16 protein-coding genes are annotated in these 15,438 nt (G+C 64.5%); 9 read left to right on the top strand and 7 right to left on the bottom strand.

From position 1 onward, the window contains the following. The first annotated feature begins 21 nt into the window (after positions 1–21). Positions 22–642, top strand: coding sequence for a helix-turn-helix transcriptional regulator (locus V1280_RS28945; RefSeq protein WP_334532233.1), 621 nt, complete (start codon positions 22–24; stop codon positions 640–642). A 42-nt stretch (positions 643–684) separates the two neighbouring features. Here V1280_RS28945 and V1280_RS28940 read toward each other — a convergent pair whose 3' ends face one another. From V1280_RS28940 to V1280_RS28925, 4 genes are all read right to left on the bottom strand, one after another. Next, positions 685–933: a hypothetical protein gene (locus V1280_RS28940; RefSeq protein ID WP_148778412.1), complete on the bottom strand. Its 249-nt coding sequence runs from the start codon at positions 931–933 to the stop codon at positions 685–687. A 98-nt stretch (positions 934–1,031) separates the two neighbouring features. After that, positions 1,032–1,427, bottom strand: a complete 396-nt coding sequence (locus tag V1280_RS28935) for an Hpt domain-containing protein (RefSeq protein ID WP_334532228.1) — start codon at positions 1,425–1,427, stop codon at positions 1,032–1,034. A 138-nt stretch (positions 1,428–1,565) separates the two neighbouring features. Then, complete coding sequence (locus tag V1280_RS28930; RefSeq protein WP_334532225.1) at positions 1,566–2,261, bottom strand: Crp/Fnr family transcriptional regulator; 696 nt, start codon at positions 2,259–2,261, stop codon at positions 1,566–1,568. Positions 2,262–2,458: 197 nt separating this feature from the next. After that, positions 2,459–3,169, bottom strand: a complete 711-nt coding sequence (locus tag V1280_RS28925; protein WP_334532222.1) for a Crp/Fnr family transcriptional regulator — start codon at positions 3,167–3,169, stop codon at positions 2,459–2,461. 489 nt (positions 3,170–3,658) lie between these two features. Here V1280_RS28925 and V1280_RS28920 point away from each other — a divergent pair, with 489 nt between their 5' ends. The 7 genes from V1280_RS28920 (at position 3,659) to V1280_RS28890 (ending at position 10,122) form a co-directional block, all read left to right on the top strand. Next, positions 3,659–4,087, top strand: a complete 429-nt coding sequence (locus V1280_RS28920; protein WP_442895254.1) for a response regulator — start codon at positions 3,659–3,661, stop codon at positions 4,085–4,087. A 419-nt stretch (positions 4,088–4,506) separates the two neighbouring features. Further along, the gene (locus V1280_RS28915) at positions 4,507–7,329 is read left to right on the top strand and encodes a hybrid sensor histidine kinase/response regulator (RefSeq protein ID WP_334532219.1); all 2,823 of its coding nucleotides are present in this window, start codon (positions 4,507–4,509) and stop codon (positions 7,327–7,329) included. 23 nt (positions 7,330–7,352) lie between these two features. Next, positions 7,353–7,826, top strand: a complete 474-nt coding sequence (locus V1280_RS28910) for a chemotaxis protein CheW (RefSeq protein ID WP_334532216.1) — start codon at positions 7,353–7,355, stop codon at positions 7,824–7,826. A 35-nt stretch (positions 7,827–7,861) separates the two neighbouring features. Then, positions 7,862–8,251: a response regulator gene (locus tag V1280_RS28905; protein ID WP_334532213.1), complete on the top strand. Its 390-nt coding sequence runs from the start codon at positions 7,862–7,864 to the stop codon at positions 8,249–8,251. 34 nt (positions 8,252–8,285) lie between these two features. Next, entirely contained in the window at positions 8,286–9,155 is an 870-nt protein-coding gene (locus V1280_RS28900; RefSeq protein ID WP_334532210.1) for a CheR family methyltransferase, read from the top strand. A gap of 2 nt (positions 9,156–9,157) precedes the next feature. Next, positions 9,158–9,475, top strand: a complete 318-nt coding sequence (locus V1280_RS28895) for a PilZ domain-containing protein (protein ID WP_334532207.1) — start codon at positions 9,158–9,160, stop codon at positions 9,473–9,475. Between the two features lie 143 nt (positions 9,476–9,618). Next, on the top strand, positions 9,619–10,122 hold the full coding sequence (locus V1280_RS28890; RefSeq protein ID WP_334532204.1) for a response regulator: 504 nt from the start codon (positions 9,619–9,621) through the stop codon (positions 10,120–10,122). A 54-nt stretch (positions 10,123–10,176) separates the two neighbouring features. Here V1280_RS28890 and V1280_RS28885 read toward each other — a convergent pair whose 3' ends face one another. Then, the gene (locus V1280_RS28885) at positions 10,177–10,479 is read right to left on the bottom strand and encodes a hypothetical protein (RefSeq protein WP_334532201.1); all 303 of its coding nucleotides are present in this window, start codon (positions 10,477–10,479) and stop codon (positions 10,177–10,179) included. Between the two features lie 176 nt (positions 10,480–10,655). Between V1280_RS28885 and V1280_RS28880 the strand changes: the two genes are divergently transcribed. Next, positions 10,656–11,291 carry a response regulator transcription factor gene (locus tag V1280_RS28880; protein WP_334532198.1) on the top strand — a complete coding sequence of 212 codons (636 nt, stop codon included), beginning with the start codon at positions 10,656–10,658 and terminating at the stop codon, positions 11,289–11,291. Positions 11,292–11,312: 21 nt separating this feature from the next. Here V1280_RS28880 and V1280_RS28875 read toward each other — a convergent pair whose 3' ends face one another. Both V1280_RS28875 and V1280_RS28870 read right to left on the bottom strand, forming a co-directional pair. Then, positions 11,313–14,909, bottom strand: a complete 3,597-nt coding sequence (locus V1280_RS28875; RefSeq protein WP_442895174.1) for a PAS domain S-box protein — start codon at positions 14,907–14,909, stop codon at positions 11,313–11,315. Further along, positions 14,887–15,315 carry a response regulator gene (locus tag V1280_RS28870; protein WP_334532192.1) on the bottom strand — a complete coding sequence of 143 codons (429 nt, stop codon included), beginning with the start codon at positions 15,313–15,315 and terminating at the stop codon, positions 14,887–14,889. Before V1280_RS28870 ends, V1280_RS28875 begins: the two co-directional genes overlap by 23 nt. Between the last annotated feature and the right edge of the window lie 123 nt (positions 15,316–15,438).

Genomic DNA, 15,438 nt, shown 5'->3' with positions numbered 1-15,438 from the left:
GGGTTCCGCTAAACGAGTCACATGGGGTCACAGAACGATACGGTCGCTGATTCGCGGCCGTCGGAATGGTTCGAAAGCAGCACTGCTCCGGCAGAAGAGCTTGATTTCGTCCGGCTGAACGCCGCCCGCGCCAAGGCGGCCGACGAGATGGCCGCGGCCATCGCCCGCGAGCTCAACGGTCCCCTGACCGCACTCCTGCTCTACATGGGTGAGATCAAGCACCACAGCGACCAGCTCGCGCCTGTCTCGGCGGACCGCGCCTATTTGCAGCAGGTGGTGGAGAATGCATTGGCGCAGACCGAGCGCGTCTGCGGCGTGGTCAAGCAGCTCGCCGGCTCCCACAAGGGCGCGTTGCCCGCGCCCTCCACGACCGAGGATGCCGAGTTGAAGGCCGGCCGCGTGCCGCCGGCGCCGCGTGAGACGGGCTCCGAACTATCGAGCCTGTCGGGCAAGCGGCTGACCAAGCGTGAGCGTGAAGTGCTGCGGCTGATCAGCGAGGGTTTTTCGAACAAGCAGGGGGCGCTGAGGATGCAGATCAGCCCGCGCACCTTCGAGAGCCACCGGGCCGAAGCGATGCGCAAGCTCGGCGCGCGCAACACCGCGGACCTCGTCCGCGCCGCGCTGCTGCATTCAATCGATTGAGGCCGTCGTCCGGCGCCGCCCTGGTGGCGGCGCGGCCGCACCTTAAAAATAATCTTCGGCGAAGGGGCGGGCGCGCGAGGTTGGCCGCAGCACCTTCGGCTCTTCCTTCGGCGCATTCGGGATGATGGTGATGGTCCAGCGCGGCGGGATCGCCGAATCCTGCTCCAGCACCGAGCGGACAAAACCCGTCACCGTGGACTCGCCCGCCTTCACCGTAGCCATCCGGCCGTTGAACTGTGCGATGCGGAAGCGACGGACCTCTTTCTGGTCCGCAGTCTCATAGGTGAACATGGAAACCCTCCTGGTTTCCGGCGACTATCGCCACCTATGATTAGTCATCTGTGAAAATTGCAAACCGTATAAGTACGGCGGGGTGCAGGCGGGGATGGTCAGCCCCGCGGTTCCTGCGCCTTCGCGGCGGTGAAGGCCTCATCCATCTGCTGCAGCAGATCGCCGAATTCGGCGTCGTCCAGGGTGTCGGCGGTGCTCTCGAGCCGCAGCGCCAGCGCCGCGAGCCGGAGATAGCCGAACGTCCTGGCCGTGCTCTTCAGCGAATGCGCCTCGCGCGCGATCCGGCCACGATGCTGGCCGAGCGCAAGCGCGTGAAACAGCTTCAGCCGCGCGCTCGTCTCGCTCCAGAACACCGCGCGCACTTCACAGGCGCCGGCCTCGCCGATCTCGCGTACCAGCACGGTGAACGCGCCAGGCTCGCGCAGCGGTTCAAGCTCGCGCAAGGGCGCGGTATCGAGCGCACCGTGCATGGGCGCGAAAGCGGCGTCGAACATGGTGTCCCGGTCCCCGTGGTGCGCCTCGCGGTACGAGGCGTCCGGGATATCTACGCCATTCCGATTTCGGTTCTGGTCACGAGATATGCGGTGTTAGCAGGCGAGGATAAGCACTTGCTTTACCATGCGCCGCGCCTGTCAGGGCCCGAGCAGCCGGTCGTACTGGGCCTTGACCGTGGCGTAGCATTCGCACGCGGTCTGGCGCAGCCCGTCCAGATTGAGGATCTGGATGTGTCCGCGGCTGTAATGGATGAAGTTGGCCTGCTGCAAGGTATTGGCGACCAGGGACACGCTGTTGCGCCGTGCCCCGATCATCTGCGCCATGGCCTCCTGGGTCAGCAGCAACCGGTAGTCGCCCGACAGATCATGGGTGTGCAGCAGGCAGCGCGACAGCCGCGCCTCCACCGGATGCGCCGCGTTGCAACCCGCGGTCTGCTGCACCTGCGCGTAGACCGCGAGCCCGTGGCGCGTCAGCAGCATCCGCAGGGTGGAGCTCTGTTCGGCCGCGATGCGCAGCCGGTCGAGGTCCATCACCGACGCGACGCCGGGAACCAGCACGACCGCCGTATTCAGCGCGCAGGCATCGCCCATCGTCGACAGTGTCCCGAGCAGGCTGTCGCGGCCGACCATGGCGACCTGCACATGCTCGCCCTTGGCAAGTTTCACGACCAGCGAGATCACGCCTCGGTGGGGGAAATAGGCCCGCTCGAGCGTCTCGCCGGTTTCGACCAGCACGGCATCGTGCGGCAGATCGACCGTGCGCAAATGTGAACGGATCAATTCATAATCGTCTGCCGACAGTGCCGACAGGAAACCGTTGGATGGGCGTACCATCGTTTCCAAATCTGCCTCCCGTCTCATCCGCCGGTGAAACGCCCGCCACCTAATCCGCTATCCCCTGCACGGTAAGTTCCATCATGTTCGCGGCGGGATATATTGGCAATTGGTTCATTGTTCACAGCTGCATCCCCGATCGCCTGATACCGCTTGGTGTGCACACCGGCATGCAGCCGGCGATGGTAGCGCTCACATCATCGCGGTCTCTCCAGCAGACGCGCGTCATGGGCCTTCACGGCGGCATAGCAATCGCAGGAGGTCGCCTCCAGCGCCCGCAGATCGGTGATCACGATCTGGCCGCGGCTGTAGCGAATGATGCCGGCACGCTGCAGCGCGTGAGCGACCAGCGAAATGGCATTGCGCCGGACGCCCATCATCTGCGCCAGAGTCTCCTGTGTCAGCGGCAGGGTTTCGCTGTCGGACAGATCCCGGGCCCGCAGCAGCCAGCGCGCCAGCCGCGCCTCGACCGGATGCAGCGTATTGCAGAGCAGGGATTGCTGCGCACGCGCGAGCAGCGCCTGCTCATGCCGGATCATCAGGCTGCGGAATGGCGCGCTGCTAGCTGCAATGGTTCGAAAGGCCGTGATTTCAAGCATGGAAGCGGTCCCGGGGAAGAGCACGACGGCGTCTGACGCCGCGATTCCGTCAGCGAGCGCCGCGCCGCCACCGACGATGCTGTCGCGGCCGAGCATCGCCACCTCGATCGTCTGTCCTTCGGAAAGGCCGACTGTAATCGAAACGGTTCCGGCGTGCGGAAAGTAGACGTGCCGCAGCGCCGCGCCTGCCTCACCCAAGACAGTCTCTCTGACCAATTCAATCGTGATGAGATGAGGGCGCACCAGATCGAAGTCGGCAGCGCCGAGCATTCGCAGCAATCGGTTCGGCGGTGGTCCGCTCGCGATCATGCACAATCATCCAACGTTCGATGGGATGTCGGCGCCGCGCATTCGGCATCTGGTTGCGCGTTAAAACGTAATATCTTATTGGTTGTGTTGTCCATATACCTGTTGGGGGGCAGACAGCTTGCCGCATTTGCGGCGGAAATAAGAGCTGCGTACTGATTCGTGCGCGCACCCGGCAAGCCAGTCCTGCGTCATCACCGGGAATGAGTGGCAAAGGGACCTTCATGAACTGGAATGTCGCAATCGACGGCAGACATTGCATCCGCATGTCCATCGGTCGCCCGCCGGTCCGCATCACCTTTCTCCTTCGTCGCTTCTTTTCAGCCGTCAGCAATTGCCTCGCGCCATTGCGTGGCCTGGCCGCAGATCTCGCGTTCATCCCATTCGGATGCCGCAGAAGGCAGACTGTACGCGCGGTCATCACCATTTCAATGCAAGCGAGAGGAGAACGGCGTGCGCCACGATTCAATTATTGAATCACCGAAAAGAGACATTCAAACGACGACGGAAAGTCCGCGCCATGTTCTCGTTGTCGACGACGACCCGATGGTGTGCATGGCCATCGAGATCTATCTCCAGCGAAACAATTTTCGGGTGACGATTGCCGACGGGGGAGAAGCGGGGCTTAGCGCGCTCGAGCACGAACAGTTCGACCTGATGATCGTCGACATCTTCATGCCGCATATGCGCGGGTTCGAATCGATCCGGCTCTTTCATGGCCAGGCACCCGCCATTCCGCTGATCGCGATGTCCGGCTATGCCTTCGCAGATCTGAACTCGCCTGCGCCCGACTTCCTGAGGATGGCGCTCGAGCTCGGCGCCGCGCGCTGCCTGCGCAAGCCGTTCACGCCGGCTGCGCTGCTGGCTGCCGTCAAGGACTGTCTTGCCGAGCGCCATGCCGCTGCCGCGCGGCTGGGTTAGCGCGTTATTGTCCGCGACGCTCGCGAGGTAAGAGTCCGTTTACCGCGAGCGCAGTCCTTGCGGATTTCAGCACAACATCGACCGACGGTCGCACACGCGATTCCGATCGCGCGTGATTTGATTCAATTCGCGCGGGCCGTGCATATCTCCCGATTTTGGCGGGATTTTTTTCCGCATGTCGCGACGCTATTATCGGTGCGTTTACCTGTTGCGCTTCCGGCCCGATGCCGCGTGCCGGATTTGCCGAAAACCGCAGCTCCGCGCGGTCGAACAGCAAACTTCGTTTCAATATCCGTATTAGCACGGAGGATGAAATTAACGGGACCGTGAAATGGGTTGTCTAACGATCTAGGAGCGGACTTCCGCCGATTCCAAGCGCGGCACAGGCGTCGAGGTCCAGCTCAGTCAAGGCGTAGCCCATGGATGATCTGTTGCGGGAGTTTCTGACGGAGACCAGCGAGAGCCTGGACACCGTCGACAATCAGCTGGTGAAGTTCGAGCAGGAGCCGAACAACGCCAAGATCCTGGATAACATCTTCCGCCTGGTCCACACCATCAAGGGTACGTGCGGCTTCCTCGGACTGCCGCGGCTTGAAGCGCTGGCGCATGCCGGCGAGACCCTGATGAGTAAATTCCGCGACGGCATGCCGGTGACGGGACCGGCGGTGACGCTGATCCTGTCCTCGATCGACCGCATCAAGGAGATCCTGGCCGGCCTCGAGGCCACCGAAGCCGAGCCCGAAGGCACCGACCGCGATCTCATCGACAAGCTGGAAGCGATGGTCGAGCAGGGCATGGCGGCTATGTCAGCGTCGGCGCAGCCGATCGCGGCAGGCTCGGCGCAGCCGATGCCGGCCGGTGCTGCTGCTCCCGTTGCTGAAGCGCCGCCGCTGGTGCCGGAAGCGCCCGCTGCCGTAGCGCCCGCGCCCGCAAAGGAGCTGACCACGGGCTCCCTGATCGACCAGACCCTGGAGCGCCCGCTGCGTCCGGGTGAAGTGTCGCTGGACGATCTCGAGCGCGCCTTCCGCGAGACCGCGATCGAGGTGCCTGCGCCTGTCGCGGCAAAGGCCGAGCCCGCGCCGGTTGCTGAAGCGCCCGCGCCTGCTGCCAAGGAGAAGGCGCTCAAGGAAAAGGCTGCCAAGAAGTCGGCGGCCGACGAGACCGCTTCCGAAGGCGACCGCGTTGCCAACCAGTCGATCCGCGTCAACGTGGATACGCTGGAGCATCTGATGACCATGGTCTCCGAGCTGGTGCTGACCCGCAACCAGCTGCTGGAGATCTCCCGCCGCAACGAGGACACCGAGTTCAAGGTGCCGTTGCAGCGCCTCTCCAACGTCACCGCCGAGCTGCAGGAAGGCGTCATGAAGACGCGCATGCAGCCGATCGGCAATGCCTGGCAGAAGCTGCCCCGCATCGTCCGCGATCTGTCGAGCGAACTCGGCAAGCAGATCGATCTGGAGATGCACGGCGCCGACACCGAGCTCGACCGCCAGGTGCTCGACCTGATCAAGGACCCGCTCACCCACATGGTGCGCAACTCCGCCGATCATGGCCTGGAGACCCCCGCCGAGCGCCTCGCCTCCGGCAAGGGCGAGCAGGGCACCATTCGGCTCTCCGCCTATCACGAAGGCGGCCACATCATCATCTGCATCGCCGACAACGGCCGCGGCCTCAACACCGAGAAGATCAAGGCCAAGGCCATCTCCTCAGGTCTCGCCACCGAGGCTGAGCTCGAGAAGATGTCGGAAGCCCAGATCCACAAGTTCATCTTCGCGCCGGGCTTCTCCACCGCGGCCGCCATCACCTCGGTCTCCGGCCGCGGCGTCGGCATGGACGTGGTCCGCACCAATATCGACCAGATCGGCGGCACCATCGACATCAAGTCGGTGGCCGGTGAGGGCTCCTCCGTCACCATCAAGATCCCGCTGACGCTCGCCATCGTCTCCGCGCTGATCGTCGAAGCCGCCGGCGACCGCTTTGCGATCCCGCAGCTCGCGGTGGTCGAGCTGGTCCGTGCCCGCGCCAACAGTGAACACCGCATCGAGCGCATCAAGGACACGGCGGTCCTCAGGTTGCGCAACAAGCTGCTGCCGCTGATCCATCTGAAGAAGCTCCTCAAGATCGACGACGGCGCGGCCAGCGATCCCGAGAACGGTTTTATCGTGGTGACCCAGGTCGGCAGCCAGACCTTTGGTATCGTCGTCGACGGCGTGTTCCACACCGAAGAAATCGTGGTCAAGCCGATGTCGACGAAGCTGCGTCACATCGACATGTTCTCGGGCAACACGATCCTGGGCGATGGCGCGGTCATCATGATCATCGACCCCAACGGCATTGCCAAGGCGCTCGGCGCCGCCGGCTCCTCGGCCCATGACATGGCCGACGACAACGGCGCGCACCACATCGGTTCGGGCGAGCAGACCACCTCGCTGCTGGTGTTCCGCGCCGGCTCGTCCCAGCCCAAGGCGGTCCCGCTCGGGCTCGTCACCCGCCTGGAAGAGCTCCCGGCCGACAAGATCGAGTTCTCCAACGGCCGCTACATGGTGCAGTACCGCGAGCAGCTGATGCCGCTGGTGGCCATGGACGGCGTCACCATCGCCAGCCAGGGCGCGCAACCGATCCTGGTGTTTGCCGATGACGGCCGCTCCATGGGCCTCGTCGTCGACGAGATCATCGACATCGTCGAGGAACGGCTCAACATCGAGGTCGGCGGCTCCGCCTCCGGCATTTTGGGCTCGGCCGTGATCAAGGGCCAGGCCACCGAGGTGATCGACGTCGGCCACTTCCTCCCGATGGCGTTCGCCGACTGGTTCACCCGCAAGGAGATGAAGCCGTCGATGCATTCGCAGTCGGTGCTGCTGGTCGACGACTCGGCGTTCTTCCGCAACATGCTGGCGCCGGTGCTCAAGGCCGCCGGCTACCGCGTCCGCACCGCGCCGACTGCGCAGGAGGGCCTCGCGGCGTTGCGTGCACAAACCTTCGACGTGGTCCTGACCGACATCGAGATGCCCGACATGAACGGGTTCGAGTTCGCGGAAGTGATCCGCTCCGACAGCAATCTGGGCGCGATGCCGATCATCGGCCTCTCGGCGCTGGTGTCGCCGGCCGCGATCGAGCGCGGCCGTCAGGCCGGCTTCCACGATTATGTCGCCAAGTTCGACCGTCCCGGTCTGATCGCGGCGCTGAAGGAACAGACCGCGGGTGCCGCCGGCGCCTCCGAGCTGAACCGGGCAGCGGCGTAAGCGGCACGAGAGGAGACGCAAAGATGAGCAAGAAGATGCAGACGGGCGAAGGCGCCATGGTCGAATACGTCACCGCGATGATCGGCGGCCAGCTGTTCGGCCTGCCGATCTCCCGGGTCCAGGACGTGTTCATGCCTGAACGCGTCACCCGCGTTCCCTTGTCCTCGCGCGAGATCGCGGGCGTGCTGAACCTGCGCGGCCGCATCGTCACCGTGGTCGACATGCGCGCCCGCCTCGGCCTGCCCAAGCCCGAGGACGGCAAGACGGCGATGGCGGTCGGCGTCGACCTGCGCGGTGAATCCTATGGCCTCTTGATCGACCAGATCGGCGAGGTGCTGCGGCTGTCCGAGGACGGCAAGGAAGAGAACCCCGTCAATCTCGACCCCCGCATGGCCAAGCTCGCCGGCGGCGTCCACCGTCTCGACGGACAGCTCATGGTCGTCCTCGACGTCGATCGCGTCCTCGAGCTCAAGACCGAAGTGCAAATGGCGGCCTGAACTTTCACGAAAGACATTTAAGCCGGAGAACCAAGATGAAGACCTGTTTGGTGGTTGACGATTCCAGCATCGTTCGCAAGGTCGCCCGTCGCATCGTCGAAGCGCTGGGCTTCCAGGTCATTGAAGCGGAAGACGGCGTCGAAGCGCTGGTCCATTGCAAGAAGGCCATGCCGGAAGCGATCCTGCTCGACTGGAACATGCCCGTCATGGACGGCTTCCAGTTTCTGGGAACGCTGCGCCGCATGCCCGGTGGCGAAGAACCCAGGGTGGTGTTCTGCACCACCGAGAACGGCATCGACCACATCACCAAGGCGATGGGCGGCGGTGCCAACGAGTACATCATGAAGCCTTTCGACAAGGAAATCGTATTGGCGAAGTTCCAAGAGGTCGGGCTGGTCGCGCGCGAAGAAGAGACAGCTGCCTGAAATTACACCTGCTAGTAGCGTCAAGAGGTATCCTGTGAACCCGCCCGACTACGAGTATCTGCGTAAGTTGCTGAAAGAGCGCTCCGGTCTCGACCTGTCCGCCGACAAGCAATATCTGATCGAAAGCCGCCTGCTGCCGCTGGCGCGCAAGGCGGGGCTCTCCGGCATCCCCGAGCTCGTGCAGAAGCTGCAAGGCGGCTCGAGCGCGCTCATCACCAGTGTGGTCGAAGCCATGACCACGAACGAGACCTTCTTCTTCCGCGACAAGGTCCCGTTCGACCATTTCCGCGACACCATCATGCCGGAAATCCTCAAGGCCCGTGCCGGCCGCCGCAGCGTGCGGATCTGGTGCGCCGCAGGCTCGACCGGGCAGGAGCCCTATTCGCTTGCGATGACCTTGAAGGAGATGGGCGCGGCCCTGACCGGCTGGCGCGTCGAGATCATCGCGACCGACCTTTCGCAGGAAGTGCTGGAGAAGGCCAAGGCCGGCGTCTACAGCCAGTTCGAGGTGCAGCGCGGTCTGCCGATCCAGATGCTGATGAAATATTTCAAGCAGACCGGCGAGACCTGGCAAGTCAATCCCGAGCTGCGGGCGATGATCCAGCATCGGCAGCTCAATTTGCTGCAGGATTTCTCCCACCTCGGAACGTTCGACGTCATCTTCTGCCGTAACGTGCTGATCTATTTCGACCAGGAGACCAAGATCAACATCTTCAACCGCCTGGCCCGCCAGATCGAGCCCGATGGCTTCCTGGTGCTCGGCGCGGCTGAAACCGTGGTCGGACTGACCGATACGTTCAGGCCGCTTGCCGATCGCCGCGGCCTCTACAGGCCGAACGATGCGCGTGCGGCGGCCCCGGTCGGTGCCGGAGCGCCGCGGATGGCGGCGATGGCAGGACGATAAGAATGGCCGAGGATGGCAAGGGCGTAGAGCGCGTCACGTTCAGTCGGGGCTATGATGTCTGCATCATGGCCATCGACGGCACGTGGCGGCGCGATTGCACCCTCAATGCGATTTCCGATACCGATGCCATCCTCACGGTGGAGGGCTCGATCCAGGGGTTGAACCTCAAGGAGTTCTTCCTGCTGCTGTCGTCCACCGGCCTTGCCTATCGCCGCTGCGAGCTGGTGCGCGTCAACGGCGCCGAGATGGACATCCAGTTCCTGCGCGGCAAGAACCGCAAGAAGCGCGGCGCGGCCGGCGGTCATGATGCGGTGGCGTGATCGCCCACGCGTAGTCGGCTGCCCTTTGCGGACGCGTTGCTTCACATTTTCTGAAAACATCCGAACGAATTCGCCGACCCGGCTTTACGTGGCCTAAGCGCGTACCGTGTATCAACGGCCGGTCGCAATTTCAGGGTCCGGTAATGCCAAGAAGCTCTCTCTCTTCCGTCACGTCAAACCTGCCCGACGTCGCCGAACGGCGCGCGCTTCAGCTTCTGGTGGTCGATGACGACGCCACGCAGCGCAGTCTGATCACGGTCGCCGCCAAGCAGGCCGGCCACGAAGTCGCGGTTGCGCCGTCTGTTGCGGAGGCCATCGAAAAGCTGCGCGCGGCGCGCTTCGACTGCGTGACGCTCGATCTCGTGCTGGAGGATGGCGACGGCGTCGACGTGCTGCGCGAGATGGCGGCGGCGAAATTCACGGGCTCCGTGATCGTCATCAGCGGCATGGATGGCAAGCGCCGCAGCGCCGCCCGCAGTTTCGCCCGCTCCGTCGGGATCGAGCTTCAGAGCCTGCCGAAGCCGCTGGATCTCGCGGCGCTGCGCATCAGCCTCGCCAATCTCGGCAAGACGGCGATGGGGCTGCCGACGATCCATACCTGGGGCGGCGTCGCCGCCGACGCGATCGTGGAACGGCACCGCGCCTGAGGCGCGGAGCTGCCATGCAATCGGCTGCGGCAAATCGGCCGCGCTGATTGCTGCCTATGCGGGATTGCCAGATTCCGACAGGTTCTGCAGGGCGTTGCCAAGCTCCGCCCGGCAGGCATTGAGGGCCGCGCCCACTGTGGCGTAACGGGGCGTGACGTCGTCGAGCACGACAATCTCGGTGGAACCCGAGATAGCACTCGAGATAGCGCTATCGTCTTCAGGCTCCATCGCGGCGTCGACCAGACGCGCACTGATCTCGATGCGCGCGATCAGGGAGCGAAGTTCAGCCGCGATCAACTGACGGCTGTCCGTTTCAGCCATCGCGGCAAGCGGGGGTGTGCCGGCGTAATTTAGCATGGATATTCTCCGTCCCCCGCAATAAGGCACCTCAGCGCTACTTGTGCGTTAAGTTCATGTCCCGTACAAATGCGGGGTGGGCCGAATCTGCGCCGAAAGCCATAACGTTAGGCGCGGACGCGAGTCCTTGACTGCCGGACGTTCTTGGCAATCGACTTGGCGAATGGACATGGCACATGGTCGAACAAACCTCCCGTGGTGAGATCTTCGTGGTCGATGACGACCCGGCTGTTCGCGACACCCTGTCGATGGTGTTGAAGGCGGCGGGTTATGAGGTGATCTGTTTTGCGGACGGCGCAGCACTGCTCTCCGTCGCGCGAAGCCGCACGCCGGCCGCCGTGCTGCTCGACGTGCACATTCCCGGAAAGTCGGGCCTCGATATTCTCAAGGAGCTGCACGGCGAGGACTATCCCGCGCCGATCTTTATGATCTCCGGCCAGGGCGACATTTCGATGGCGGTGGGCGCCATCAAGAGCGGCGCGCTCGACTTCATCGAGAAGCCGTTCCGCGGCAGCGAGATCGTCGGCCGGCTGGACGAGGCGATCGGCGCCTATGCACGCAGGCAGTCAGAGAATGCGTCGCCGAAATTCGGCTCGCTGCATTTCCCCGGACGCGAGCCGCTGACGCGCCGGGAGCGCGAGGTGCTCGAGCAGTTCGCTGCCGGTGCCTCCAACAAGGAAGCCGGCCGCACCCTCGGCATCAGCCCGCGCACCATCGAGGACCACCGCGCCAACATCATGAAGAAGCTCGGCGCCCGCAATGCCGCCGATCTGATCCGCATTGTGATGACCGCGGCCCAGCGCGCGTCGTAAGGCGGCTGGTTTTTCCGTGCCTTACGCCTGCAGCGCCTTGCGGATGATCCGCGCCAGATCGGACTTGCGATAGGGCTTTGCCAGCAGCAGCACGCCTGAATCCAGCCGGCCGTGATGGATGATCGCGTTCTCGGTATAGCCTGAGGTGTAGACCACCCTGAGATCGGGGCGCGTCTTCAGCACCTCGTCAGCGAGCTGCCGTCCGTTCATCTTGCCGGGCATGATCACGTCGGTGAACAGCAGGTCGAACGGCTTGCCGCTGGCGACGATCGTGAGCGCCTCCGCGGCATTGGCGGCCTGCAGGGTGACGTAGCCGAGCGAATGCAGCTGGGCCAGCACGTAGTCGCGCACCAGCCGGTCGTCCTCGACCACGAGGATGGTCTCGTGCCCGCCCTCGATCGAGGCCGGCATCACGCCATCGGCGACGGCCGTCGGCGTCTTGCCCGGCGGCAGATACATCTTGATCGTGGTGCCGTGGCCTTCCTCGCTGTAGATCTTGATGTGGCCAGCGGACTGCTTGATGAAGCCGTAGACCATGGAGAGCCCGAGCCCGGTGCCCTTGCCCGGCCCCTTCGAGGTGAAGAAGGGATCGAACACCCTGGCCAGCATATTGGCGGGGATGCCCGAGCCGGTGTCGCTCACCGCGATCAGCACGTAGTGTCCGGGCGGGACGTCATTGGCGTTGGCATAGACCTCGTCGAGATAGGCGGCGCCCGTCTCCACGATCAGCTTGCCGCCGCTGGGCATCGCGTCGCGCGCGTTGAGCGCGAGGTTGAGGATCGCCGTGGTGAGCTGGTTCGGGTCGACGACGGCGACGCAGCTCTCGTCCTCGAACACGGATTCGATCTGGATCTGCTCGCCCAGTGTCGGCCGCAACAGCTTTGCGGTGTCGATGATCAGCGAATTGATGTCGATCTCGCGCGGCTGCAGCGGCTGCTTGCGCGCAAAGGCGAGCAGATGCTGGGTCAGCTCGGCGCCGCGGCCGGCGGCCTCGTCGATCATCTTCGTGATCGCGGCAAGCCCCGGATCCTTGGCCACGGCCTCGGCGAGGATCTCGATCGTCCCGGTGATCACGGTGAGGATGTTGTTGAAATCATGCGCCACACCGCCGGTGAGCTGACCCACAGCCTCCATCTTCTCGGCGTGCCGGATGCGCTCCTCGGAGGCGATCTTGTCGGTGAGGTCGCGGTAGAACACGTTGAAAAGGATGCCCTCGCGGCGCCTCAGCGCCGTGACGCTGAGCTCGGCCTTGAACTCCTTGCCGTCGCGACGGCGGACCATGAGCTCGCGGCGGCGGTTGAGCGTCTGGCCGTCCGCGGACTCGAGGAAGCGGGCGAGGCCGGCCTTGACCCTGTCGCGTTCGCTCTCGGCGACGATCAGATCGACCGCGTTCTGGCCCAGCGCCTCGTCGCGCCGCCAGCCGAACAGCTCTTCGGCCCGCGAGCTCCAGTTCAGGATGGTGCTGCGATCGTCGGTCTGGACGAAGGCGTCGAGCGCGGTCTCGACGATGTTGCGCGCAAGCTGCTCGCTGTCACGCAAGGCTTGGGCGGTGTGCCTCGCCTCGGTCATGTCGCGCCCGACGAAGAAGAAGCGCTTGGCCTGATCGGACCAATTGCCGAGCCAGGACAGCCAGACCTCGTGGCCGTCCTTGTGAATGCAGCGCGTGTCGGCGAGCTTCGGGTGCCCGCCGCGCCGAAGCGCGCGCATGTCCTCGCGGGATTGATCGAGATGGGCGGGGTGAATGAAATCGACGCCGCTGCGGCCGATCATCTCGTCCGGCTGGTAGCCCAGAATGGCCTTGCTGCTCGGGCTGATCTGCACGATATCGCCCCGCGCGCTCATGATCATGATCAGATCCTGCGAGGTGTCGAAAAGCTGCCGCCGCTCCTCGATCTGCTGCTCGAGCGCCCGTTCGGCGCGCCGCGCCTCGGTGAGGCTGCGCGCGCTCCCGGAGATCCCGGTGATCTCGCCCGATGACCCCCTGATCGGCGAGAGGCTGAGCGCGATTTCGACCGGCGTGCCGTCGCTGCGCAGGCGCACCGTCTCGAACCGTTCGATCGGCTCGCCCCGGGCGATCCGCGCCCGATAATCCTTGCCCTGTTCGCGGCGGTCGGGTGGGACAATGATTGAGGTGGATTCTCCGATAGCCTCGTTCGCCGAATAGCCATAGAGGCGTTCAGCGGCAGGATTCCAGCCCGTGATGATGGCATCGAGCGACTGCATCACGATTGCGTCGTCGGATGATTCGACCGCGGCGCTGAACAAGCGCTCGCGCGCCTCATGGTGGCTTCGTGCGGCCTCGGTGCGGCGATGCTCCCGGACCTCGCGCTCGAGGGCGGCTGTTTTCGCCCGCGTCTCCTCGACCATCTGGGCAAAAGCCCGCGCCAGCACGCCGGTCTCGCCGCTTGCATCGACCGGTATGTCGGCTGGCCGTCCGCTGCCGATCGCCTCCACCGCCGCGGTCAGGCGCCCGATCGGGCGCGTCAATGAGCGCGCCACGAGCACCGCGAGCAAAGCCGCGGCGAGGACGGCAAGCACGCCGACCAGCAAGGACGTTTGTTGAATCGCGGACGGCACGCGGCCGAACACGGACGGGGGAACGATCACGAGGATTGCGACCCATTGCTTGCCCGCAAGCAGTGCCGGCGCAATCGCCGCACCGCTCGGCCGGCCCGACCGATCGGTCATGACCTGCGTGGATACGGCCGACGTGCCATCCAAGCCTGAGAAAAATGGAAAATCGCTGCGCCAGTTGGTGGGGTGGCCGCGCAATGAGCCGAATTCCCGCGCACGATCGGGATTGACCAGATAGTCGCCGTGCGAATTCACGACGTAGATCTCTCCTGCCGAGCTCGTCGTCGAGCGGATGCGGTCGAGAGCCGGACGCATGTCGACGTTGGCGATGATGATACCGAACGGCTTGCCGTCCGGCGTGAACAGCGGTGTTGCGACTCGCAGAGTCGGAACGTGCAGGTCCGCGGTCCCCCCCTGACGGGTCGCGAGATCGATGGGCGAAACATAAATCTCGCCCGGCGCCAGTTGGATCGTCTCTTGGAAGTAGGTTCGCTCGCCCTTGCGCTCCAGTTCGCTGTCGGGGACGATCCGCGCCGCTCCGTTCGGGCCTGAGCGATCGACGCGGACCAGTTCGCGCTGGTCGTCGTCGAGGCCGATGATTCGAAACTGCCCGTAGCTGGGCTTGGCCTCGATCTCGGCCATGAGCCGCGTCGCGATGCGCTCGCGCCAGGTTTGCTCTGACACGCCGTCGAGAGCGTCAGTTCCTCCACCGATGTGGGCGCGGATCAGACCGTTGATTGCCGCGGCGGAGCGGTAGCCGATCAAATCGCCGCGAACTCCGGCCACGTAGGATTCAAGATTGGTCGCCAGCAGGCGTGACTGCGCTTCGACCCGCTCCAGCACGCGCGGAATGACGGCTTGCGTGATGTTGCGATAGCCCAGCCAGTCGACCGCGGCCACGGTCACCGCGACCAGCAGAATCATTGCGATTGCCAGCCGGGTTGCGAGGGTCATGTTGGCCGTCGCGCCGCGTCGAGAATGGACCCGAATGTTCTGCACCGGCGCACCATGGATCGCCCCGTCATCGGCTGCCGGCTCCGGCATCGGGCAGCGGCGGGGATAATGATTGCGCCGATTTCAGGCAGCCGTCGACAGCCGCAAGCAGTGCGTCGGCCCGGAATGGTTTCTGCAAGCTTGCCACAGCCCCGAGCTTGGTCGCCATCTTCAGGAAGTCCGGCTCGGCATAGGCACCCGGCGTGATCGAGCGGCCGGAAATGACGATGATCGGAATTTTCGGCTGCCGCGCCCGGACGTGGCGCATTGTTTCCAGCCCGTCCATGCCCGGCATGAAGATGTCGAGGAACAGCAGGTCGAACTGGCTGCCCTCGAACAAGGCGAGCCCCTTGCGGCCGTCGCCGGCGACCGTCACGTGGTGACCGGCTCGCTCCAGGAGCAGCCGGATCGTCAACTGAACGGCCGGGTCGTCATCCACGATCAGGATGTTGGCCACGTCAAAAAACCTCCGGGTCGGGCAGGGAAGTTCCCTGCGACCCAAATCAAAGCATCAAATGCGAAATTGTTGCGCGGATCGTGCCTGGGCTGCAAGCACTTCGGATCTCCCCCCGGGGTTGGC

This window comes from Bradyrhizobium sp. AZCC 2230 (genome assembly GCF_036924495.1).
Classification (GTDB): domain Bacteria; phylum Pseudomonadota; class Alphaproteobacteria; order Rhizobiales; family Xanthobacteraceae; genus Bradyrhizobium; species Bradyrhizobium rifense.
Note: the sequence above shows the minus strand (reverse complement) of the source record. Positions and strands in the feature narration are given on the sequence as shown.